The sequence below is a fragment of the Mucilaginibacter ginsenosidivorans genome, from assembly GCF_007971025.1.
GTDB lineage: Bacteria > Bacteroidota > Bacteroidia > Sphingobacteriales > Sphingobacteriaceae > Mucilaginibacter > Mucilaginibacter ginsenosidivorans.
Genome location: NZ_CP042436.1, coordinates 3790904 through 3811174, shown reverse-complemented (window position 1 = coordinate 3811174; position 20271 = coordinate 3790904). Strand labels below are relative to the sequence as shown.

The window sequence follows — 20271 nt, the reverse complement described above, 5'->3', positions numbered from 1 at the left end:
CTCCCCGACCTGCTAATCAAGCAATGAAAAGTCTATACCAAAAATACAAGCCATATTATGGCCAAAGCCTGATATTGGCTGTGCCTGTGGTATTTTCGCAGGTTGGGCACACATTAGTACAGACGGCCGATAGCATTATCATTGGGCATTTTGCGGGTACCATTTCATTGGCGGCGGTATCTTTGGTCAATAGTATTTTCGTGATCGGACTTGTGATAGGTTTGGGTGTGTCCTATGGCATAACCCCGCTTATTGCGCAAAGCAACGGGCGAAATGATCATAATGAATGCGGGCGGTTGCTGTCAAATAGCCTGCTCATTAACAGTATTACCGGCGTAGTTTTATTCCTGTTTATTAGTTTCGGTACGATGCAAATTATAGGTCACCTCGATCAGTCACCGGAAGTGATGCGCCAGGCGCGGCCCTATCTGTTCCTGATGGGCATTTCGCTTATCCCCCTGCTTGTATTCAACACCTTCAAGCAATTTGCCGAAGGGTTGGGCTTTACAAAGCAAGCTATGGTTATATCTATAGCCGGCAACGTAATCAATGTTTTACTCGGGATTACTTTTGTCAAGGGCCTTTTTGGTATTAAACCCATGGGTGTAAGCGGAGTTGGTTATAGTACCCTTATCGACCGTTGCAGCATGGCTGTTGTAATGGGGGTGTATGTTTTTCGCTCTAAAAATTTCAGAAGTTATCTGAAGCATTTCGCCATGAAGAATATCGACCGGCTAAGGTGCGCTTCCATATTGAAAATAGGGACGCCGGTTGCCCTGCAGTATGTATTTGAAATAAGCGCCTTCAGCGGCGCGGCTATCCTGATAGGCACAATAAGCCCTGTTGCGCAGGCAGCACACCAGGTTGCCATAAATTTAGCTGGTTTAACCTACATGGCGGCAAGCGGAATTGCTGCGGCCGCGGCCATCAAATCAGGTAATTTTTTTGGCGCGAAACAGCACCGCGATCTGCGCCTTTCAGCCATATCAAATTATCATATTGTCATCATTTTTATGTCGATGACGGCACTCTTATTTACATTTGGTAATCATCTTTTACCCTGGATGTATACAACAGATAATGCCGTGATAACTATTGCAGCACAGTTGCTTATCATTGCGGCTTTCTTCCAGTTGTTCGACGGTACGCAGGTAGTGGGTCTCGGCATATTGCGTGGTATGGGCGATGTGAACGTACCGACTATTATAACGCTGATCGCATATTGGGTCGTCGGTCTGCCTGTTGGTTACCTGCTTGGCATACAAATAAAAATGGGCGTAACAGGTGTTTGGTATGGATTGGTTTTGGGCTTGCTTACCTCTTCCCTGCTCTTATTTATCCGCTTTCAATCCATCAGCCGTAAACAACAGGTAAAGCAAGATATCATTATTGCGCAGGATTAAAAATGGAGATGGTGCGCCAGGCGGTATGTATTGCAATGTGCCTCGACGATTGCCTTGATATCGGCCGAATAACCGCCGCCCATGCTTACTTGTACCGGGATATGGCGTAGTTTGCATTCTTCTAAAACCAACCTGTCCCGTTCGCGGCAAGCTTCCATGCTTAAGGCCAGTTTACCCAGTTTATCCGTTTTCAGCACATCAACACCTGATAGATAGAATACAAAATCAGGCTTTTGCTGTTCGATAAGGCTGGGTAATGTTCGTTTTAAAATAGCCAGGTATTCATCATCGCTTGTACCATCTGCCAATGGAATGTCCAGGTCTGACCGTTCTTTCCGGTAAGGGAAGTTATTGGCCCCATGCATAGAAAAAGTAAACACGCGCGGTTCATTTTCAAATATCTGCGCAGTGCCATTACCCTGGTGCACATCTAAATCAATAATTAAGATAGATGATGCTAATTCATTATTTAATAGATAATTAGCTGCAATAGCCTGATCATTCAATAAACAGAATCCCTCACCCCAATTCGTTCCGGCATGGTGCGTGCCGCCTGCAACGTTAAAGGCAATGCCGTATTCAAAAGCGTAATGACAGCCATCTATGGTTCCCTTTGCGATCCTTATCTCACGCTCAACCAACCCTGCTGACAAAGGAAAACCGATGCGGCGCGCTTCTTTGGCGGGCAGCGTCAGGTCGCGCAATTGATGCCAGTAGGTTTTATCGTGTGTCCAGAGGATTATTTCCTCATTTAGAGTTTTTGGCGAAAATAGGTTTTCACTTGTTATAATACCTTCGTGAAGCAATTGTTCCGGTATCAATTCATATTTCAGCATCGGGAACCGATGCCCTTCGGGTAAAGGATGGGCGTAAATAGGGTCGTAGGCTATCTTCAGCATAATAATTACACCAAGGCGGTCAAAGACTCGTCCAATAATTTTGAAGCGTTGTAGACGTCTTTAAAAGTGTTGTAGAATGGCACCGGGCTCAGCCTTATGACGTCCGGCTCGCGCCAATCGCCTATTACACCGTTTTGGGTAAGATAATCGAAAGTTTTCTTACCATCCCTTTTGCAGATGATAGAAAGCTGGCACCCGCGCCACTCAGCGTCTTTCGGTGTGATGATCTTGAACAACTCCTCGCCATATTTCTGGTTGATCTGCTCGAACATATATTCCAGGTACCCTGTTAACATGAGGCTCTTTTTACGCAGTTTTTCAAGGCCGCCAACCTTTTCAAACAGATCGATGGCCGCTTTATGCACCGCCATCAGCAATATCGGGCTGGTACTCACCTGCCAGCCCTCGGCCCCGCTTGCCGGTACAAAGCCTTGGGTCATTAAAAACCGTTTGCCTGCGCCATAGCCCCACCAACCGGCAAAGCGTTTCAGTTCTTTGTTTTCAAAATGCTTTTCATGAACAAATATCCCGCTGATGCCACCGGGACCCGAATTCATATATTTGTACGAACACCAGCAGGCAAAATCGACACCCCAATCGTGCAAGGCCAATGGGACGTTGCCGGCGGCGTGTGCCAGGTCGAACCCGCAATAAGCTCCTGCTTTGTGGGCGGTCTCTGCGATGGCCTTCATATCAAACACTTGCCCGGTGTAATAATTGATCCCGCTGAAAAGCACCAGGGCCAGTTCATCGGCATTTTTTTCGATAGCCGAAAGTATGTCTCCGGTGTTTAAAGTGTACTCGCCTTCGCGGGGAAATACTTCAATTACAGCATTCTTCGCATCAAAACCATGAAAATTCACCTGGCTCTCAATAGCATATTGGTCGGACGGAAAAGCACCTCCTTCCACTAATATTTTATATCGTTTACTATTTGGCTGATAGAAACTTACAAGTAACAAGTGAAGATTTACTGTAAGTGAATTCATGATAGTAACCTCTTCCGGCTTCGCCCCGACTATGGCCGCTAACGGTTTTTTCATCTGTTCATGGTAAAGCAGCCACGGGTCATCGCCGTTAAACCAGCCCTCCACGCCATGCTGCTGCCAGTTCCCCAATTGCTTCCCCACATACTGCGATACGCTTTTAGGCTGAAGGCCCAATGAGTTTCCGCATAAATAAATAACATCATTGCCCTCATGTTGCGGTATAAGGAACTCTTTACGGAAAGCTTTTAATTCATCCTGCGCGTCCAGGGCTTCGGCAAATTCAAGGGTATTCTGGTGAATCATGACCAATATTACGAAGAATTATTTATTGGGCTTGCTGACGTAGATATTCCCTTTCACATAAAATCTGTAAGGCAACAAAGCATCCTGGCCCGCGTAGGCCACTCCTATTCGTGGCACTGCTGCAATTTGACCCTCCATAAAATTCAGTCCCCTGTCTTCTATCCAAAGTGCGTCACTCTGCAAGCTTATACCGTTGAGTTTACGATCGATTCCGAGTGCTTTAGCTACGGAACCCGGACCGGCGGTGATGTTCGGTTTTACTTTGTCCATTCCGCGGCGCAACAAAATGGTGTCTATTCCTTCGGTTGGCTCAACGGCGCGGATCAATATTGCCTGGGCGTGTCCCTCGGTGGATGTTACGATGTTAAACATTTCATGTATGCCGTAGCAGAGGTAAACGTAAGCAATGCCGCCTTGCTGAAACATTGTCTCGGTACGTTTGGTGCGGCGATTACCATAGGCGTGTGATGCTTTGTCTATTGCGCCATTGTATGCCTCTGTTTCAACAATATAACCTCCGGTAATTAAACCATCAATACACGTAAATAAATACTTTCCCAAAAGGTTTTTACCGATAGCTACGACGTCTGTCCCGAGGTAATAAGATTGCGGAAGTTTCAAAGCGGTAGTATATTTTTGAGCCATTTATTGATCTCTTCCGATTTGTTAAAGATCATTACATGGGTGCCACCTTTAACAATGGTTGCCCCTTTTATATTTTTGTATGGGAATACCTTGTCTTTATCGCCTGTTATATGATAAACATTTTGAGGTATGATCTGATTATCCCAATGTAAAATAGCTTCAATGGCCCATTTCATAAAAACAGGGGAAGTGTTTTTTAGCATATCAGCAAAAATATGCTGATCGTCGTTGGACATTCCCCCGAAAGTATACTCGGCTATAAATTCTACCAGAGTCAGCCGCTTTACGGGTATGGCCCGGTAAACATGCACTTTCCGGAAAAAATCGAAATACCAGGGCGCTTCATCTATTGATTTAATGCTTGAGATCAGAATTACCTTATTCAGTATTATTTTCTTTGCGACCTCGACAGCCAGCATTCCTCCCAAGGAGTTGCCAATAACGATGTCCCCGGGTTGGATACGATAATGATCGATCAATTTTTGAGCATACGTGGCTAATGTGTCCTCTCTATATGGTTCTATCCACCCGATGTTTACGACATCATACCCTGCAAGGTCAATGTTTTTATAGATTCGGTAGTCGGCGCCCAGGCCCGGTATAAGAAATACCTTGCTCATCAAAAGTTGATCAATTTTAAGATATGACCGAGGTATTTCGCGTCCGTTTCGTCAAATTGGCCGAGGTGCTCACTATCAACATCCAGTACGCCAATTACTTCGCTGCCCCGGTAAAGAGGCAGCACGATTTCTGATCGGGAAATTGAACTACAGGCGATATGCCCCGGGAATGCCTCCACATCGGGTACAATTAAAGTTTTTTCCTGCTCCCACGAAGCGCCGCAGACACCTTTTCCTTTACCGATACGTGTACAGGCCACCGGTCCCTGGAAAGGACCAAGCACCAGTTCGCCATCCTTTATCAGGTAAAATCCTACCCAAAACCATTTAAACTGTTCCTTCAGAGCGGCGCAAGTATTCGCCATATTAGCAACCAGGTCAGGTTCGCCATAAAGCAAAGCCTCAATTTGCGGTATCAGTGATTCGTATTGTTCCTTCTTTTCCGTTGAACGGGCAATGATTAGATCTTCGGCCATGCAACAAAAGTAAACAAGCATGGCGTAAATTTGATAACTGCAATCTCATAAATTAGTAAATTCGGCGCATCATGAGAATCATTGCTGAATTACCCCACCCTGAATTTAAGATATCAATCCTGAACATGAATCAAAAATTCATTGTGAAGATAGAGCAGGGGCCCCTGGAGCAAAGTTATAAGATACCAGAAATGGACCTGACCGACGGCGTTAACAGCGTGTTCGAAGTGCTTGATGAGCAATTTCTGAAGACAGTAGCCGCCCGGTTTGCTGAAATGCGAAAAGACTACAAGGATGCCTACTTTAGGTATAACTATTAGTCAATATAAAAATCATAAGTAATTGTAATATAATATTTTATAAAAATTTAATTTTTATTACCAAATTTTATTTGGCAGTAAAAAGTTGCTTTTTATACTTGCCAGGCAATTTCTTGCCTAATCGACAAATCAACTGAACTTAAATTATTGGTTTATTTAAAACTATTTAACTATTTGGTATTTAACTTTTTATATTGTTAAAACGCCATCGAACAGAATATTATTTCGCGAAGATTTTCGGCTAAAAGGTGCCCTTAAAATCAAATCTAAGAGCTTTCAAAACAAGCAGGAATATTCGTTGTTTATGTCTATACCAGTTATAAGGTTAAAAACTTATATTTTTTGAGCTCCCGACTTCGCGTTAAGGTTGGGAGCTTTTTTTATGCCGGCAGCAGATCGCAATACCAGAAACCGGCAGGCTTTTCAGGCGGTGAGGAGAAACAGGTGTCATCAGTGTTTTTTGGCGCAGCGTATTCCCGGAACACCTTCTCTCCTGTTTTGTACGGAATTTCCTGTTTGAATATCGGCCCTTTAAAAGCGAAAGTGTGGAACTCGCCATTCTCGCCGCATACATCTACATCTTCAGGCAATGACATAACAAGCTCCGGGGTTATCTCCTTCCCCACTATTCTTTCCAGCCGCTCCTGCGTACAGGCTATTACCGTTTCAAAGCCAAGCTCAAAAAATTCATTTATTAATTCAGTAGTATCGCGTTTCCATAAAGGGTAAATGCCCGTCATCCCCGCCTCCGCTAATCTGGCATCGCGGTAATTTTTCAGATCTTCCAAAAATATATCGCCGAATATGGCGTGCGTAATCCCTTCGACCCTGAAGTGTTCCATGGTGCTTCGCATTATGGCGTCATATTCTTTCATACCGGGCATCTCGGGCAAACGCACCTGGTAAAGCGATATCCCGATACTTTCTGCCTGCTTCTCGAGCAATTCTACCCGTACGCCGTGCATCGAAATGCGGTCGACAACATCATTGATGGTCGTTACAAGATAACGGATGTCCAGTTCGGGATTTTGCAGGCAGTGATAAAGTGCCAGGGCGCTATCCTTGCCGCCGCTCCAGTTGAAAATGCATTTCTTCATAATTATTGATTTAATGAATTACTGAATTATTGAATGGTGTTTAACAAAGCGGATTATACCGGTAAGAATCGATAACTCAGTCAATCAATAATTCACCAACTAATTGCGGTACCCCCACCGTAGCCTTCTCCTCTATCTTTATGAAATTATCCGCGGTCATATAAGGTATTTTGGGGTCGATGATGTATTTTGGTACATGCCGCGGTACATAGTTTATGAGGCCGGCAGCAGGATATACAGCAAGTGACGATCCCACAAGAATGAATATATCGGCCTTCATACACACCTTTGCTGCTTCCTCTATCATCGGTACCGCCTCGCCAAACCATACAACGTGTGCGCGCAGCTGCGAACCCAATTCACACAATTCTCCCATTTTCAGTTCCCAGCCATCAATGGGATAGGTCAGGTTAGGGTTTTTGCCCGATTGTGAACGGGTTATTACACCGTGGAGGTGCAACACCTTACCCGAGCCGCCGCGTTCGTGCAGGTCGTCTATGTTTTGCGTAATGACAGTCACGTCATATTTCTTTTCCAGTTCGGCCAAGGCATTGTGAGCACCGTTAGGGACCGCCTCTAAAACCGATTTGCGTCGCTGGTTATAAAACTCTTGCACCAGCTCCGGATTACGTTCCCAGGCTTCTGGTGTGGCTACGTCTTCGATATTATAGCCCTCCCACAAGCCATCACTGTCGCGAAAGGTTTTGAGCCCGCTTTCGGCACTTATACCGGCGCCGGTTAATACGACGATCTTTTTCATGGAATTCATTACTACTGTAGACGCACAATTATGCGTCTACGCCTGTTTAACAAAAAAAGCGACCCGGAGATCGCTTTTCAAATATCGTTAATTCAAAATTACAAAGCTATTTCACGGTTGGCACGCAGTGCGGTGTATTTGCTCTTGGCTAACTCAAATCCACCAAAAAGGATGGCGCAAAATACCAGGTCACCAAAAAGCATGTTCTTTTCAAAAGGTATAGCCGCTACTAACGATTGCCCGTAACCTACAAAGGTATGCGGGTAAAGATTGCCCAACGGCAAGTCGGTCAGCAGCCAGTGCAATACAACCGCTAATAACGATGCTGCCGTCACATTCAATATGCTGGCCTTTTTAATAAAAGTACCCATAAATACAGCTGCGATAAAAAACACATACACCATAATGGAGCTGCTGTCTACTATTTGCCATGAGCCGCTGTAAAAATGGTTCAGGAATATATCGCTCACAAACAGGGCTATCAGCGGAACTACATAAGCTTTCCATTTATCAGTAAAGTAGGCGCCGCCAAACAGCGCCATGGCCCCTATCGGACTAAAATTGCTTAATACATAAGGATATCTTGCGCTCACAAGGCGAAACGCCCCGGCAGCGACGATCATCAGGATGATTATTGTATTTCTGGTGTTTATCTTTTGTAGTGTCATGATCTTATTTGAACCGTAAAATTAAGTAATAATCCGTTTAAACAAAACTCTTAATTGATTTGGTACTTTAAACCGGCCATAAAATTTGTGCCACGGGTATTATAGCCAAGCCAATCCGTGTATTTTTCATCAAATACGTTCTTCAGGTCGCCAAAAAGAACCATTTTTTTGCACGCTTGCCACTGCACATGTACATCCACCAGGTTGTAATGTTTCAGTGTAGCATTGGTTGATGGGAATGTAGAAAAATCCTGGTCAACCCGGTCGCCTGTGTATTTATAATTCAGGCCGAAGGATAAGGTTTTAATCACTTTATAATTTACACTGGCGCCAAAAGTGTTTTTCGGCCTGCGGTAAAGGATGTCGGAACGCGTCCCGTTTGCGCTGGTTAATGCGCCGGTTACGTGGGCCACATAAGCCGATGCGGTTATATTGGAGAGGTTTAACGTCAACTCACTTTCGTATCCTTTATCATTTTCTTTTGAACCGTTCTCGTATTTGCCATAAGGCGGATCGGGTAACGAATTAAAATAGATTACATCTTTGGTGTCGCGTTTGTAAAATACGGTGTTAAATGTCAACGTATTATTGATTATCGTCCAGTCAAAGCCGGCCTCATAAGATGTCGTTGTTTCCGGTTTCAGGCTGATGTTGCCGTATTGTGACGATAGCTGGTATAACGAAGGCGCTTTGAAAGCTGACGCAACGGTACCGAATAGTTTAAACTGACCGGCCAGGAAGATGGATGGATTAATGGTATAGGTGAAATTATCACCGTACTTGCTATGATGGTTATATCGTCCTCCTAATTCCATGTGGAAGATGTCCGATTTGAAAAATAGCGATGTGTAAGCACTGATAATGTTGTTATTAACCGATTGTATCGTATCGTAATTGCTCAATTGGTGGGTACCGTTATACCTGAAGTCGGCGCCGCTGGTAATATCCCAATATTTGCCCAGGTTGTCGTTAAATACAATTTCCGTGTTTGTTATACGGCCAATGTTACCCGCATGATAGTACGACTGGAAATTAGCATCGTTGGGCAGGTCGTTATAGTGGTTCCATACCGTATTCTGACTGACATTAAAGTTTAGGGCGCCTTTGTCGACAAGCAATTTTGCACCTAATCCACCGAAAAGGAAAGTGTTTGCATAAGTATAATTCTTATCGTCGGTAAATGCCCCGTAAGGCAGATGGCCCTTATTATAGCTGGTTTGCAGATTGCCATTGATAGAGAATTTATCCGAAACCTTTTGGCTCAGATTCAGGCTTACAGCACGCTGATGAAAGTCATCTTTCCTGAAGTTACCACTACCCGTTGTATCCGTGGCGCCTGCAAAACCCTTTGAATCGGCATCGGACAAATTGAGCGCGATTCCGGTATTGTTGATATTTCCGTTTACGCCAACGGATTCGTTAAATGTGTTATAACTTCCGCCAACCAGTTGAACGGACGTCTTTATTCCATTTCCTTTCGCATGTTTTGTGATGATATTAATAACCCCTGCCGCAGCATCCGAACCATATAGGGTTGACCCACTGCCTTTTAGTATTTCTATATGATCTATTTGGTCTATTGGAAAGGCGTTAAGATCGTAAGTGCCGTCGATACCGGAAGCATTGCTTACCGGGAAGCCGTCCACCAGGATTAGCGTGTTGCCGCTGGAAGCCCCGCGCAAATAAACGGACGATGATATACCCGGCGCATTTTCCGAACCTGAAAAGGTAAGTCCCGGCACCGTATTCAAAAGCTGAGGCAGTGTTTTCCCCTGCGAGCGGTTGATCTGGTCGGAAGTAATAACAGTGACAACCCTGCCGATATCTGATAATTTTTTTGGTGAACGTGTGGCCGTGACCACAACATTGTTGAGTACCCGGGTGGTGTCCTGGGCCCGGACTGCCGTACTAAGCAGCCCCAATTGTACAAGCCCCAGGCCTGCGACAATTCTGAAGTAATTTTTTTTCATGTTGTTGTGAGTTTAATCCCACAGCATACAGAAATGGAAAGTTTGGAATGGAAACGCTGGAAGCGGGTTTCACATTCAAGCTTCAATCCCCGAAAGCTATGAATAGTTTTGTGCTATGGCAGGTCTTCTGACTTACTCCCCTTGGCCCGGCCTTCCCGTCGCGATAAATCGAAACAGTGGCAAATGAATGGGCCTTGGTTTTGGAGCTTACAGCTGCGGGACAGTCCCGGATTTACACCGGGTTCCCTTTTAATCGCGGTTATTCACCACGAACCAAAAGCGTTGCAAATGTAAGGCTTGGGTGTTGTAAATGCAATAGGGATAGTTTATTAAGTCAAGCGGTTAATTGGGTTGGGTAAGTTGTTTTTAATTTTGAGCCGAAAAGTCCTAACTTACAACTCGATCTAAGTGAATCAATCATTTAACTACTAATGAAATTCCTGTTAACAACCCTATTCTCCATATTTTGCCTTGCTACCATGGCCCAGCAACCCGATACCGTTTTCCTTAAAAACCTGCTTGAGGCACATCCCGAATTATTCAGCCACATCTTAAATCACCCAACACATAACGAGGTACAGATACTATATACGCAGATAGACCGTGATGAGAACAATGTACCGCATTTCAGATCGTACAGTTACAGGCTAAATGCTAATCACTACTTCTACCCCGCCAGTACAGTTAAGCTTCCTACTGCGATATTCGCGCTTGAGAAATTGAATGAATTGAATATTAAGGGCCTCGATTGGAAATCTGTGATGATAACCGACAGCGCTTTCGCCGGGCAAACCAGGGTGACTAAAGATTCGAGTTCAAAAAGCGGCCTGCCCAGTATTCAGAATTATATTAAAAAAATATTACTGGTAAGCGATAATGACGCATACAACAGGCTTTATGAATTTGTCGGCCGCGAGGAGATCAACCAAAAGCTGAAAAAATATGGGTTAACAGGCACACGCATTGTCTGCAGGCTGGCTATCGGCGATCGCGACGAAAGCACCAAACACACCAACCCGGTTAATTTTTATAATAAGGGCAAGCCGGTTTATCAAAAACCGGCTATGTACGATCCGAATGAATATCCGCAAACACCCGAACACATGATCATGGGTAAAGGCTACCTGGATAAGAACGATAAACTGGTAATGGAACCGTTTGATTTTTCAAAGAATAATACTTACCCTCTCGCGGATCAGCAAATGGTTTTAAAGAGACTGTTGTTTCCCGACACTTTCCCTAAAGAGCAGCAATATAACCTGACAGACGATCAGTATAAATTAATTTACAGGTACATGAGCATGTGGCCGACGGAAAGCAAATACCCAACTTACAGTCGGCCGGATTATTATCCTGCCTATTGCAAATGGCTGTTTTATGGCGGCGATAGCCTGGCGGTTATTAACCCACATATCAGGATATTCGATAAGATCGGCGACTCGTACGGTTATGATATCGATAATGCCTACATCGTCGATTACAAAAACAAAGTGGAATTCATGCTGTCGGCCGTGGTGCAGTCCAACGATAACCAGATTTACAACGACAATAAGTACGAATACAAGACGGTCTGCCTGCCCTTTATGCGCGACCTTGCACAAACTATTTACCAGGTGGAACTAAAGCGGGAAAAGAAGTTTTTGCCCGATCTGAACAAGTTTAAGTTCAGGTATTAGTGTTCCGGAACAATTTCGCTTTAACAAGTTTTTGGTCGAAGTATTGGATAAGCATAAAAATAAGGGGGAGCAATAAAAAGATCCATTTGTATTTGAGGACATCACTCCAGGTTATCGAACCGTAAAATGTCAAAATTGCACATGCAAGCACCATTAGGCCGATAAATACCCCTAAGGCTACTATATTATATTTCAACTCGTTACTTTGTTTTTGCTGCGCGGTTATCTTACGGATTACCTTTGCCGCAAAATCATAAGGCAAGCCCTTCTCCGGTTCTTTGTTTAAAGCGGCAAACAGCAATTTGTAAGCTTCGCCATTCTTGTTTAGCAGTTCGTCCGAGGAGTAATTTCCATCCTCTAACAAACGCTGCAACTTTTCATCATTTGATTCGTTCATGGCTATTCGTGTTTTAAATATAATTCTAATTTTTCTTTCAGCAATTTCCGCGCTCTGAAAAGATAATTCTTGACCGTCCCCTCGGGCATGCCAATAATTTCTTCTATTTCAGGCCCCGAAAACTCGTTCAAATGATACAGGGTCAGCACTGTTCGGTACCGTTCGGGCAACTGCATGATCAATTGCTCAATGTAATTCGCCATGTCTTTTTTTTCAAGTAAGTTCTGAGGTGTATCGGTTGTAAAGTGGTAATTTTCAATATCCTCCAAATAATCCCATGCCCTTTCACGGTTATATTTCTTTACGTAGTTTATCGCCGTTAGGTAGGCAATACGCGCTATCCAGGTTGATAGTTTGGATTGAAAACTGAAACGTACCAGGCTTTTGTGCACTTTAATAAAAACTTCCTGGCAAATATCCTCAGCCGCATGCTTATCTTTTACAAGGCGGTGGATGACATAGAAAACAAGTTTTTCATACTGTTTCACAAGCAGTTCGAAGGCACGCACGTCGCCACCGAGCACCCTGGTAATTACCTCCCTTTCGTTAAACATATATAAATTAGTCAACGCTTGCCGAATAAAGGTTGCAAAAAATAAATAAAATAAATCTGCAACCTTTATTCGACGTCCGCTGACTACTACATGATTTTTAATTAATTTTACAACAATGGAGCGTACGGTATTCATCGCAGCGGTAGTTGTTATATTTATCATCATCGCCGTAGTAATTGTAGCATGGTATAATTTCCGCTTAAAAAAACGCATTATCGACTCAGGTCCTATCGACAACGATGCGATCAATTTCCTCAGGAAACTAACCGACACAGGCGCAGAACCTCTCAAATGGGGTTGTGTGTTATTTATGAGCGGCTTGGGACTGGTAATTATCAGTTACCTTCCCAACGACGATTATTCGGTATTGCCCTATGGCATTGAGCTCATGTTTATCGCCTCGGGCTTTCTTATCTATTATTTCATTATCACTTTAAGGCATAAGTGATAACCAGGTTTTAATCACCAACCTGTTTCTGGTAACATCCGCAAAAAGCACAAAAAGACTTTAGGGAATTCTATTGACCTTTCGATCAAAATAAGATGAAGAATATACTATACATACTATTTTTAACAATAATCACAAACGCGTCGGTCGCGCAAAGCGTGTATAAAATAAACGGCACCGTGACCGATTCGCTTAGTAAAAACCCTCTGGACAAGATAACGCTGACATTGAGCGGGGAACGTAGTGGCCCGCAAAGCCTTACGACCCAGGCCGATGGTAAATTTCAGTTCGCCGGGCTTCAGAGCGCCGCTTATAAACTTAGTATTCATTCGATTGGGTATAAAACCCGGGATTTTATTATCAATTTAAAAGCTGATACCAGTCTCGGTACGATCAGCCTTAAAGAGGATATCAAAAGCCTTCAGGAAGTAACTGTTATTTCACAAAGACCGTTGTTACAGCAAAGGCCAGGCAAGGTGATCTATGATTTACAGGCCGACCCGGAAAGTAAGGCAAAAAGCCTGCTGGATATGATGCGTAAGCTGCCTTTTGTAACCGTGGATGCTCAGGATAATGTCTCGCTCAAGGGAAGCGCAAATTTTAAAGTTTTTATCAACGGAAAGCCTTCGGCGATGATGGACAACAACCTGGCGGCTGTATTGCGTACAATGCCGGCGTCTTCTATCCAACGTATCGAAGTAATAACTAACCCTCCGGCTAAATACGATGCGGAGGGTATTGGCGGTATCATCAATATTATTACGGCAAAGAAAATAGACAATGGCTATCGTGGCAACCTGAATGTTAGCGAACAAGTACCATATGGCGGACCAAACGCAGGTGGCAGTTTAACCGTCAGGCAAGGTAAGTTCGGCGTTAACGTTTATGCAGGTGCCGGAGTTTACAATACCCCCCAAACCAACTTAGCCAACACGCAACAAAGCTTCGGTAGCGACGCCACCTTGCTTGACCAGAATGGCTATAAAAAAAGTAACAGCCGTAACGGCTATGCAGGTGCGGAGTTAAGTTACGAGATCGACTCGCTCCATTTACTATCCGGGCATTTCAGTTTCAATGCTTATCATAACGATGGCAGCAGTTACCAGTCATCTGCGCTAAAAGACGCAGTGGGTATTTTGCAGGCCTATGATTTGATCAACGATAATAATGGCCGTGGCAAGGGCGGAGACATATCAGCCAATTACCAGGTAGGGTTTAAGACAGACAAAAATCGGCTGTTGACGCTCTCCTATCGTTACGCAGGATATCGTAACAATGGTTTTAGCAACCTGCAATTATTGAATCAGGTAAACTACCCCGTACTTGATTATCAGCAACCTAACAGTTCAACAACATCTGAACATACTTTACAGACCGATTTGGTGTACCCCATAAAAAACGTGACAATAGAAGTTGGCGTAAAAGCCATACTCCGGTCCAATAACAGCGATTACCAGTATCTGCAGCTCAACCCGGCTACAAACCTATACGGCCAGATCGACTCGTTAAGCGATAAATTTTATTATACCCAGGATGTATTGAGCGTCTATAATTCCTATCAATTCAAATTAGGTAATTGGAATGTCAGTGCAGGTGCAAGGGCGGAGGAAACTATAGTGAACGCGCATTTTCTCTCGGGCAGTACCAACATCAGTCCGAATTATTTCAATATCGTTCCCTCGTTGGCTGTCAACCACTCCTTAGGTGCGGGCGGTATCGGGCTGGCTTTTAACCAGCGCATACAGCGACCCGGGATTGTTAGTTTGAATCCTTATCCAAACAAAACAAACCCAAACTTCATCGTTATAGGCAATCCGAGGATACAGCCCAGTATCTCGAACCAGGCCCAGCTAAGCTATAGTACGGGCAACGCCGGTAAAGTATCGTTGTTTTTAGCTACAGACTACATTTTCGTTCGTAATTTTCAGCTTATGGTAACCACTTTTGATCCGGCCACACAAATAACAACGGCAACCTATCAAAATACGGGCAAAGGTGATGGTATTGATTTGATCGGAAACCTGAATTACAATGTAACTCACCAATACAGCATCAGCTTCAACAGCAATTCCACCAGGTTTTCGCTGAGTGGCATGAGCGGCAACAGTATTGTTTACCTGCACCGATGGATGACAATAGAGGAGTTAAACAATACATTGAAGCTGGCTAAGGGCTGGAGCCTTAGTGCGTCGGTTCGGTACAATAGCAGCCAGCCAACCTCTGTGCAAAGTTATACAAACGGCTTTTTCAACACCAGTTTAGGGATGAATAAGGAAATTGTAAAAGGTAAGCTCTACTTTGCTATGGCGGTAAACAACCCATTTAAGAAATTCAGGAACATTGTGAACACCACAAACGGACCGGATTTCCAGGAATTGAATATCAATCAGATCTACTACCGCTCAGCGAGGTTCAGCCTTAATTACAACTTCGGTAAGCTGAGTGGCGAACTGAAGAAGAACAAGAACGGTATCAATAATAACGATATAACTAATGGCGGATTATGAAACAACGGAAGAGCGTGTGCCAATCAGTTGCCAACCCGAAAAGAAAATTGTTCGTCCAGGTTGATCGTATTCATGTTTAAATATATCGAAAAACAAAAAGACCCGCCACTTGGCGGGTCTTTTTTATATCTGTATTGTTCGTAAAGGCACGAACAATAAGCTTACTTTACTGCATCAACAACTGCTTTGAAAGCATCCGGATGGTTCATCGCTAAGTCAGCTAAAACCTTCCGGTTCAAACCGATCTCCTTTGCGGCTAATTTACCCATTAATTGTGAGTAAGAAATTCCGTGCTGACGAGCACCTGCGTTGATACGCTGTATCCATAAGGCCCTGAATTCTCTTTTCTTGGTCTTACGGTCGCGGTAAGCGTACTGTAAACCTTTTTCTACTGTGTTTTTTGCAACGGTATAAACCTTGCTGCGTGAACCCCAATAACCTTTGGCGAGGTCCATCACTTTTTTCCGGCGTCTTCTCGACGCGACTGCGTTAACTGAACGTGGCATTTTTTTTGATTTTTGGTAGTAGGTGCCAGTTGCTTAACTGATCTTGCATACCCGAATACCTGGTTTTAAAATTTGTTAATTTACTTACCGATTGCAAGCATACGCTTTACGTTGCCCATATCCGCATCAGACACAAGGCTGGTGTGGGTAAGGTTGCGCTTACGTTTAGTCGACATCTTAGTTAAGATGTGGCTTTTGTATGCGTTCTTTCTTGCAATTTTACCGGTTCCAGTAAGCTTGAAACGCTTTTTGGCACTGGAATTGGTTTTCATTTTTGGCATAACCGTATTTTATATATTTATTTAATTAATTCTACTTTACAGATATGCGATTTGAGACGTGAGATTTGAGTTTTTTGTCTCATATCTCAAATCTATTGTCTCACATCTATTTTTTCGCTCCTTTCGAGGCTACGGTCAAAAACATCCGCTTCCCTTCCAGTTTGGGTAATTGCTCCACTTTTCCAACTTCCTCAAGGGCTTGTGCAAAGCGCAGTAACAATATTTCACCTTGCTCTTTGTAAACGATCGCACGCCCCTTGAAGTGTACGTAAGCCCTAACCTTTTCGCCCGATTCCAGGAATTTGATGGCATGTTTTAATTTGAAATCAAAATCATGATCGTCAGTATTCGGTCCGAAGCGTATCTCCTTAATAACTGTTTGCTTGGAGTTACTTTTGATCTCCTTCAGTTTTTTCTTCTGCTCGTAGATAAACTTGTTATAGTCTATCACTTTACAAACAGGAGGAACTGCATTCGGAGAAATTTCAACAAGGTCAAGTTCCTGCTCTTCAGCAATGGCCAAAGCATCTTTTAAACTATAGATGCCTTGCTCCACGTTGTCGCCTGTTAAGCGCACTTCAGGAGCCTTGATAAACTGGTTAATGTTATGTTCAGCTTCCTTTTTCTTAAAAGGAGGCCTTGGTCCTCTGTTAAAATTCGGTTTGTTTAAAGCCAAGTTATACGGTTATTTCTTTTATTATTTGTTGTTTAAAATCTTCAATCGTCATGCTTCCCAAATCGCCCTGTCCATGTTTGCGGACGGAAACCAAGCCTTCGGCAGCTTCTTTTTCGCCCACTATCAGCATGTAAGGGATTTTTTTGACTTCAGCATCGCGTATTTTACGCCCGATTTTCTCGTCTCTGAAGTCAATTAGCCCGCAAATATCGGAATCTTTTAATATATCAGAAAGTTTTTTTGCATATTCTTCATACTTTTCTGATATCGGCAGTATCGTAAATTGTTCGGGAGATAACCACAACGGGAAATTACCTGCGCAATGTTCAATCAATACGGCTACAAAACGCTCCAGCGATCCAAACGGAGCCCTGTGGATCATTACCGGGCGATGTTTCTGATTGTCGCTGCCGGTATATTCCAGTTCGAAACGTTCAGGCAGATTATAATCCACCTGGATGGTACCCAGCTGCCATTTACGGCCGAGCGCATCTTTCACCATAAAATCGAGCTTAGGGCCATAAAACGCCGCTTCGCCTAATTCAACTACGGTTTTTAGTCCTTTCTCATCAGCGGCCTCAATGATCGATCTTTCGGCCAATGCCCAGTTTTCATCAGTACCTATGTATTTGGCTTTATTTTCCGGATCGCGTAAGGATACCTGGGCAGTATAATCATCAAATCCTAATGCTGAAAATACATAAAGCACGAGGTCGATAACTTTTTTAAATTCGTCCTTTACTTGGTCGGGCCGGCAGAATAAATGTGCATCGTCCTGCGTAAAACCACGAACGCGTGTCAGGCCATGCAGCTCACCACTTTGTTCGTACCGGTAAACCGTTCCAAACTCGGCATAACGCACCGGCAGATCTTTATAAGAACGCGGTTTCGTTTTATATATCTCGCAATGGTGCGGGCAGTTCATCGGTTTCAGGAAGAACTCTTCCCCTTCCTGTGGCGTTTGTATCGGCTGAAAGCTATCCTTGCCATATTTCTCGTAATGCCCGGATGTTACATACAAATTCTTATGCCCGATATGCGGCGTTATTACCTGCTCGTAGCCCGCTTTAACCTGGGCGGTTTGCATAAAGCGCACCAATCGTTCGCGCAAAGCTGTGCCTTTAGGTAACCATAAAGGTAAACCCATTCCCACTTTTTCAGAGAAGGCAAACAACTCAAGTTCCTTACCCAATTTGCGGTGATCGCGTTTTTTGGCTTCCTCGATTAAATGGAGGTAATCTGTCAGTTCGCTTTGTTTTGGAAAAGTGACGGCATAAATACGGGTAAGCTGTTTACGCGTCTCGTCGCCACGCCAGTAAGCGCCTGCGACGTTCATCAATTTAACAGCTTTAACGAATCCTGTATTCGGTATATGTGGCCCACGACATAGGTCGGTAAAATTACCCTGGCTGTAAAAAGTTATCGACCCGTCAGGCAGGTCTTTGATCAGGTCAAGCTTGTATTCGTCCCCTTTTTCGGTAAAATATTCAATGGCTTCAGCTTTGCTAACCGGCTTGCGGATATATTCCTCACGATTTTTAGCCAGCTCCAGCATTTTGTCCTCAATCTGTTTAAAATCGTCCTGGGAAAAAACTCTGTCGCCGAAGTCCACATCGTAATAAAAACCGGTTTCGATAGCCGGACCAATGCCAAACTTAGTACCCGGATACAGCGCCTCCAACGCCTCGGCCATTAAGTGTGCCGATGAATGCCAGAAAGTAGCCTTGCCATTGGTATCGTTCCATGTCAACAACTTAACTGCCGAGTCATGTTCGATAGGACGGCTGGCATCCCAAACCTGCCCGTTTACTTCGGCTGCTAATACGTTTCGTGCTAATCCTTCGGAGATCGACATGGCGATCTGCATGGAAGTGGTTCCCTTGTCGTACTGACGAACGGAACCATCAGGAAGTGTAATGTTAATCATCTACAACTATGATCTAATTTTCAAAAAGTAATTTATTCGGTCAACTACAAAGTGACCTTTGAATTAATGCAAAGCTAACAAATATTTCGGATATGACAGGTTTACGGGCCTATGGGGTAACAATTCTGATCCTGTTGTTATTGTAATCCGCTACTGCCAGCCGGCCAAATCCGTCGACAATAACGCCCAATGGCGTATTGAACTGGGCGGTTAACAACGGCCCGTCGACAAAACCCAGTGTGCCGGTGCCGGCATAAGTAATGATTGTTTCAGTGGCTGATATCCATTGAATCGTATTGTTGTTTGCGGAATAGTAAATATTACCCCCTCCATCTACTGCTAACCTCGACGGTCCTTTTAAGCCGCTGGCATAAGTTCTTACCTGGCCCGATGTAGTTAATTGGCGAATATCATTATTGGCAGCCTCCGCAACAAAAAGATTGCCCGTCTGATCAATACTTAACCCTGATGGGTTGCGGAATGTAGCAGAGGTTGGCGCCCCATCGTTCGCTCCCGGAGTTCCTTTTCCTGCAAAAGTGCTAACCGTGCCGTTTGAAGCTATTTTCCTGATCACGTGATTACTATAATCCGCCACGTAAATATTTCTTGCTTTATCTATTGCCAGGCCGTTAGGTGCCGAAAACTCCGCGGTTGAAGCGGAGCCATCTTTGTATCCCGCGGTGCCGTCGCCGGCATAGGTTGTTACATTGCCATCGACACCTATTTTCCTGATGACGTGATTGCCCGCATCTGCAACGTACACGTTGCCAACGTTATCAATTACTATACCCTGCGGGCCGTTGAATTGTGCCTTCGCCGCTGCATCGTTTTTGTACCCAGCTGTACCGTCGCCTGCTAAGGTGGTGACATTACCGCCCGCATCTATTTTCCGGATAACATTATTACCCTGGTCGGATACATACAAATTACCGTTAAGGTCAAGGGCAAGATCAACGGGCCCGTTAAATTCGGCCGAGCCGGCGCTGCCGTTCTGTAGCCCGGCGGTCCCGTTTCCGGCATAAGTAGCTACCCCGCTGGTAGGTGTTGGTGTAACATCAGATGTTTTGCTTTTGCCACAGCCAAAGAAAACAGCTGCTGATAAGGCGCAAATAATAATTGATGATCTTTTCATAAAATAGATTACGGAAC

The 20271-nt window shown here is 44.1% G+C and carries 21 protein-coding genes and 1 riboswitch; of the genes, 5 read left to right on the top strand and 16 right to left on the bottom strand.

The genetic code is table 11. From position 1 onward, the window contains the following. The first annotated feature begins 23 nt into the window (after positions 1-23). On the top strand, positions 24-1403 hold the full coding sequence (locus tag FRZ54_RS17355) for an MATE family efflux transporter (protein ID WP_147032921.1): 1380 nt from the start codon (positions 24-26) through the stop codon (positions 1401-1403). Here the strand turns inward: FRZ54_RS17355 and FRZ54_RS17350 are convergent. From FRZ54_RS17350 to FRZ54_RS17330, 5 genes are read right to left on the bottom strand one after another with little or no spacing between them, the layout of a single operon-like run. Continuing rightward, entirely contained in the window at positions 1400-2302 is a 903-nt protein-coding gene (locus tag FRZ54_RS17350; protein ID WP_147032919.1) for a histone deacetylase family protein, read from the bottom strand. The genes FRZ54_RS17355 and FRZ54_RS17350 overlap by 4 nt on opposite strands. 5 nt (positions 2303-2307) lie before the next feature. After that, positions 2308-3594: a kynureninase gene (gene kynU, locus FRZ54_RS17345; protein ID WP_147032917.1), complete on the bottom strand. Its 1287-nt coding sequence runs from the start codon at positions 3592-3594 to the stop codon at positions 2308-2310. Between the two features lie 18 nt (positions 3595-3612). Beyond that, on the bottom strand, positions 3613-4215 hold the full coding sequence (locus FRZ54_RS17340) for a DNA-3-methyladenine glycosylase (protein ID WP_147034522.1): 603 nt from the start codon (positions 4213-4215) through the stop codon (positions 3613-3615). Continuing rightward, on the bottom strand, positions 4212-4859 hold the full coding sequence (locus tag FRZ54_RS17335) for an alpha/beta hydrolase (protein ID WP_147032916.1): 648 nt from the start codon (positions 4857-4859) through the stop codon (positions 4212-4214). Before FRZ54_RS17335 ends, FRZ54_RS17340 begins: the two co-directional genes overlap by 4 nt. Then, on the bottom strand, positions 4859-5335 hold the full coding sequence (locus tag FRZ54_RS17330; RefSeq protein ID WP_147032914.1) for a GAF domain-containing protein: 477 nt from the start codon (positions 5333-5335) through the stop codon (positions 4859-4861). The genes FRZ54_RS17335 and FRZ54_RS17330 overlap by 1 nt, the downstream gene beginning before the upstream one ends. 71 nt (positions 5336-5406) lie before the next feature. Between FRZ54_RS17330 and FRZ54_RS17325 the strand changes: the two genes are divergently transcribed. Beyond that, positions 5407-5655 carry a hypothetical protein gene (locus tag FRZ54_RS17325; RefSeq protein WP_147032913.1) on the top strand — a complete coding sequence of 83 codons (249 nt, stop codon included), beginning with the start codon at positions 5407-5409 and terminating at the stop codon, positions 5653-5655. Positions 5656-6035: 380 nt separating this feature from the next. Here FRZ54_RS17325 and FRZ54_RS17320 read toward each other — a convergent pair whose 3' ends face one another. The 4 genes from FRZ54_RS17320 to FRZ54_RS17305 form a co-directional block, all read right to left on the bottom strand. Further along, complete coding sequence (locus tag FRZ54_RS17320) at positions 6036-6752, bottom strand: Dph6-related ATP pyrophosphatase (RefSeq protein WP_147032910.1); 717 nt, start codon at positions 6750-6752, stop codon at positions 6036-6038. 76 nt (positions 6753-6828) lie between these two features. Continuing rightward, a complete protein-coding gene (locus FRZ54_RS17315) occupies positions 6829-7512 on the bottom strand; it encodes an SIR2 family NAD-dependent protein deacylase (RefSeq protein WP_147032908.1) in 684 nt (227 codons plus the stop codon). Positions 7513-7610: 98 nt separating this feature from the next. Then, positions 7611-8180, bottom strand: a complete 570-nt coding sequence (locus FRZ54_RS17310; RefSeq protein ID WP_147032907.1) for a DUF6580 family putative transport protein — start codon at positions 8178-8180, stop codon at positions 7611-7613. Positions 8181-8230: 50 nt separating this feature from the next. Further along, positions 8231-10150 carry a TonB-dependent receptor plug domain-containing protein gene (locus FRZ54_RS17305; RefSeq protein WP_147032905.1) on the bottom strand — a complete coding sequence of 640 codons (1920 nt, stop codon included), beginning with the start codon at positions 10148-10150 and terminating at the stop codon, positions 8231-8233. A 100-nt stretch (positions 10151-10250) separates the two neighbouring features. Beyond that, positions 10251-10443: riboswitch (cobalamin riboswitch) on the bottom strand. Between the two features lie 138 nt (positions 10444-10581). On the opposite strand from FRZ54_RS17305, the gene FRZ54_RS17300 reads away from it, so the two are divergent. Beyond that, positions 10582-11826, top strand: coding sequence for a serine hydrolase (locus FRZ54_RS17300; RefSeq protein WP_228462524.1), 1245 nt, complete (start codon positions 10582-10584; stop codon positions 11824-11826). On the opposite strand, the gene FRZ54_RS17295 is transcribed toward FRZ54_RS17300, so the two are convergent. Both FRZ54_RS17295 and FRZ54_RS17290 read right to left on the bottom strand, forming a co-directional pair. Further along, the gene (locus FRZ54_RS17295) at positions 11816-12223 is read right to left on the bottom strand and encodes a hypothetical protein (RefSeq protein ID WP_147032903.1); all 408 of its coding nucleotides are present in this window, start codon (positions 12221-12223) and stop codon (positions 11816-11818) included. The genes FRZ54_RS17300 and FRZ54_RS17295 overlap by 11 nt on opposite strands. Positions 12224-12225: 2 nt before the next feature. Further along, a complete protein-coding gene (locus FRZ54_RS17290; protein WP_147032902.1) occupies positions 12226-12777 on the bottom strand; it encodes an RNA polymerase sigma factor in 552 nt (183 codons plus the stop codon). 115 nt (positions 12778-12892) lie between these two features. Between FRZ54_RS17290 and FRZ54_RS17285 the strand changes: the two genes are divergently transcribed. Both FRZ54_RS17285 and FRZ54_RS17280 read left to right on the top strand, forming a co-directional pair. After that, positions 12893-13225: a DUF6249 domain-containing protein gene (locus tag FRZ54_RS17285; RefSeq protein WP_147032901.1), complete on the top strand. Its 333-nt coding sequence runs from the start codon at positions 12893-12895 to the stop codon at positions 13223-13225. A gap of 95 nt (positions 13226-13320) precedes the next feature. After that, a complete protein-coding gene (locus FRZ54_RS17280; protein WP_147032899.1) occupies positions 13321-15732 on the top strand; it encodes an outer membrane beta-barrel family protein in 2412 nt (803 codons plus the stop codon). A 161-nt stretch (positions 15733-15893) separates the two neighbouring features. Here the strand turns inward: FRZ54_RS17280 and rplT are convergent, their stop codons facing one another. From rplT to FRZ54_RS17255, 5 genes are all read right to left on the bottom strand, one after another. Further along, positions 15894-16238, bottom strand: a complete 345-nt coding sequence (gene rplT / locus FRZ54_RS17275) for a 50S ribosomal protein L20 (RefSeq protein WP_147032897.1) — start codon at positions 16236-16238, stop codon at positions 15894-15896. An 80-nt stretch (positions 16239-16318) separates the two neighbouring features. Next, positions 16319-16519, bottom strand: a complete 201-nt coding sequence (gene rpmI / locus FRZ54_RS17270; protein WP_144249261.1) for a 50S ribosomal protein L35 — start codon at positions 16517-16519, stop codon at positions 16319-16321. Between the two features lie 106 nt (positions 16520-16625). Then, the gene (gene infC / locus FRZ54_RS17265) at positions 16626-17195 is read right to left on the bottom strand and encodes a translation initiation factor IF-3 (RefSeq protein WP_147032896.1); all 570 of its coding nucleotides are present in this window, start codon (positions 17193-17195) and stop codon (positions 16626-16628) included. 1 nt (position 17196) lies between these two features. Beyond that, positions 17197-19122, bottom strand: a complete 1926-nt coding sequence (gene thrS, locus FRZ54_RS17260; protein WP_147032894.1) for a threonine--tRNA ligase — start codon at positions 19120-19122, stop codon at positions 17197-17199. Positions 19123-19231: 109 nt separating this feature from the next. Further along, complete coding sequence (locus FRZ54_RS17255) at positions 19232-20254, bottom strand: NHL repeat-containing protein (protein WP_147032892.1); 1023 nt, start codon at positions 20252-20254, stop codon at positions 19232-19234. Positions 20255-20271: the final 17 nt, after the last annotated feature.

Coding starts and splice junctions, on each gene's coding strand:
- FRZ54_RS17255 (WP_147032892.1), bottom strand. CDS start 20,254: ATGAAAAGATCATCAATTATTATTTGCGCCTTATCAGCAGCTGTTTTC.
- rpmI (WP_144249261.1), bottom strand. CDS start 16,519: ATGCCAAAAATGAAAACCAATTCCAGTGCCAAAAAGCGTTTCAAGCTT.
- FRZ54_RS17325 (WP_147032913.1), top strand. CDS start 5,407: ATGAGAATCATTGCTGAATTACCCCACCCTGAATTTAAGATATCAATC.
- FRZ54_RS17315 (WP_147032908.1), bottom strand. CDS start 7,512: ATGAAAAAGATCGTCGTATTAACCGGCGCCGGTATAAGTGCCGAAAGC.
- FRZ54_RS17350 (WP_147032919.1), bottom strand. CDS start 2,302: ATGCTGAAGATAGCCTACGACCCTATTTACGCCCATCCTTTACCCGAA.
- FRZ54_RS17320 (WP_147032910.1), bottom strand. CDS start 6,752: ATGAAGAAATGCATTTTCAACTGGAGCGGCGGCAAGGATAGCGCCCTG.
- FRZ54_RS17295 (WP_147032903.1), bottom strand. CDS start 12,223: ATGAACGAATCAAATGATGAAAAGTTGCAGCGTTTGTTAGAGGATGGA.
- FRZ54_RS17305 (WP_147032905.1), bottom strand. CDS start 10,150: ATGAAAAAAAATTACTTCAGAATTGTCGCAGGCCTGGGGCTTGTACAA.
- thrS (WP_147032894.1), bottom strand. CDS start 19,122: ATGATTAACATTACACTTCCTGATGGTTCCGTTCGTCAGTACGACAAG.
- FRZ54_RS17285 (WP_147032901.1), top strand. CDS start 12,893: ATGGAGCGTACGGTATTCATCGCAGCGGTAGTTGTTATATTTATCATC.
- FRZ54_RS17280 (WP_147032899.1), top strand. CDS start 13,321: ATGAAGAATATACTATACATACTATTTTTAACAATAATCACAAACGCG.
- FRZ54_RS17355 (WP_147032921.1), top strand. CDS start 24: ATGAAAAGTCTATACCAAAAATACAAGCCATATTATGGCCAAAGCCTG.
- kynU (WP_147032917.1), bottom strand. CDS start 3,594: ATGATTCACCAGAATACCCTTGAATTTGCCGAAGCCCTGGACGCGCAG.
- FRZ54_RS17290 (WP_147032902.1), bottom strand. CDS start 12,777: ATGTTTAACGAAAGGGAGGTAATTACCAGGGTGCTCGGTGGCGACGTG.
- FRZ54_RS17310 (WP_147032907.1), bottom strand. CDS start 8,180: ATGACACTACAAAAGATAAACACCAGAAATACAATAATCATCCTGATG.
- FRZ54_RS17335 (WP_147032916.1), bottom strand. CDS start 4,859: ATGAGCAAGGTATTTCTTATACCGGGCCTGGGCGCCGACTACCGAATC.
- FRZ54_RS17300 (WP_228462524.1), top strand. CDS start 10,582: ATGAAATTCCTGTTAACAACCCTATTCTCCATATTTTGCCTTGCTACC.
- FRZ54_RS17330 (WP_147032914.1), bottom strand. CDS start 5,335: ATGGCCGAAGATCTAATCATTGCCCGTTCAACGGAAAAGAAGGAACAA.
- rplT (WP_147032897.1), bottom strand. CDS start 16,238: ATGCCACGTTCAGTTAACGCAGTCGCGTCGAGAAGACGCCGGAAAAAA.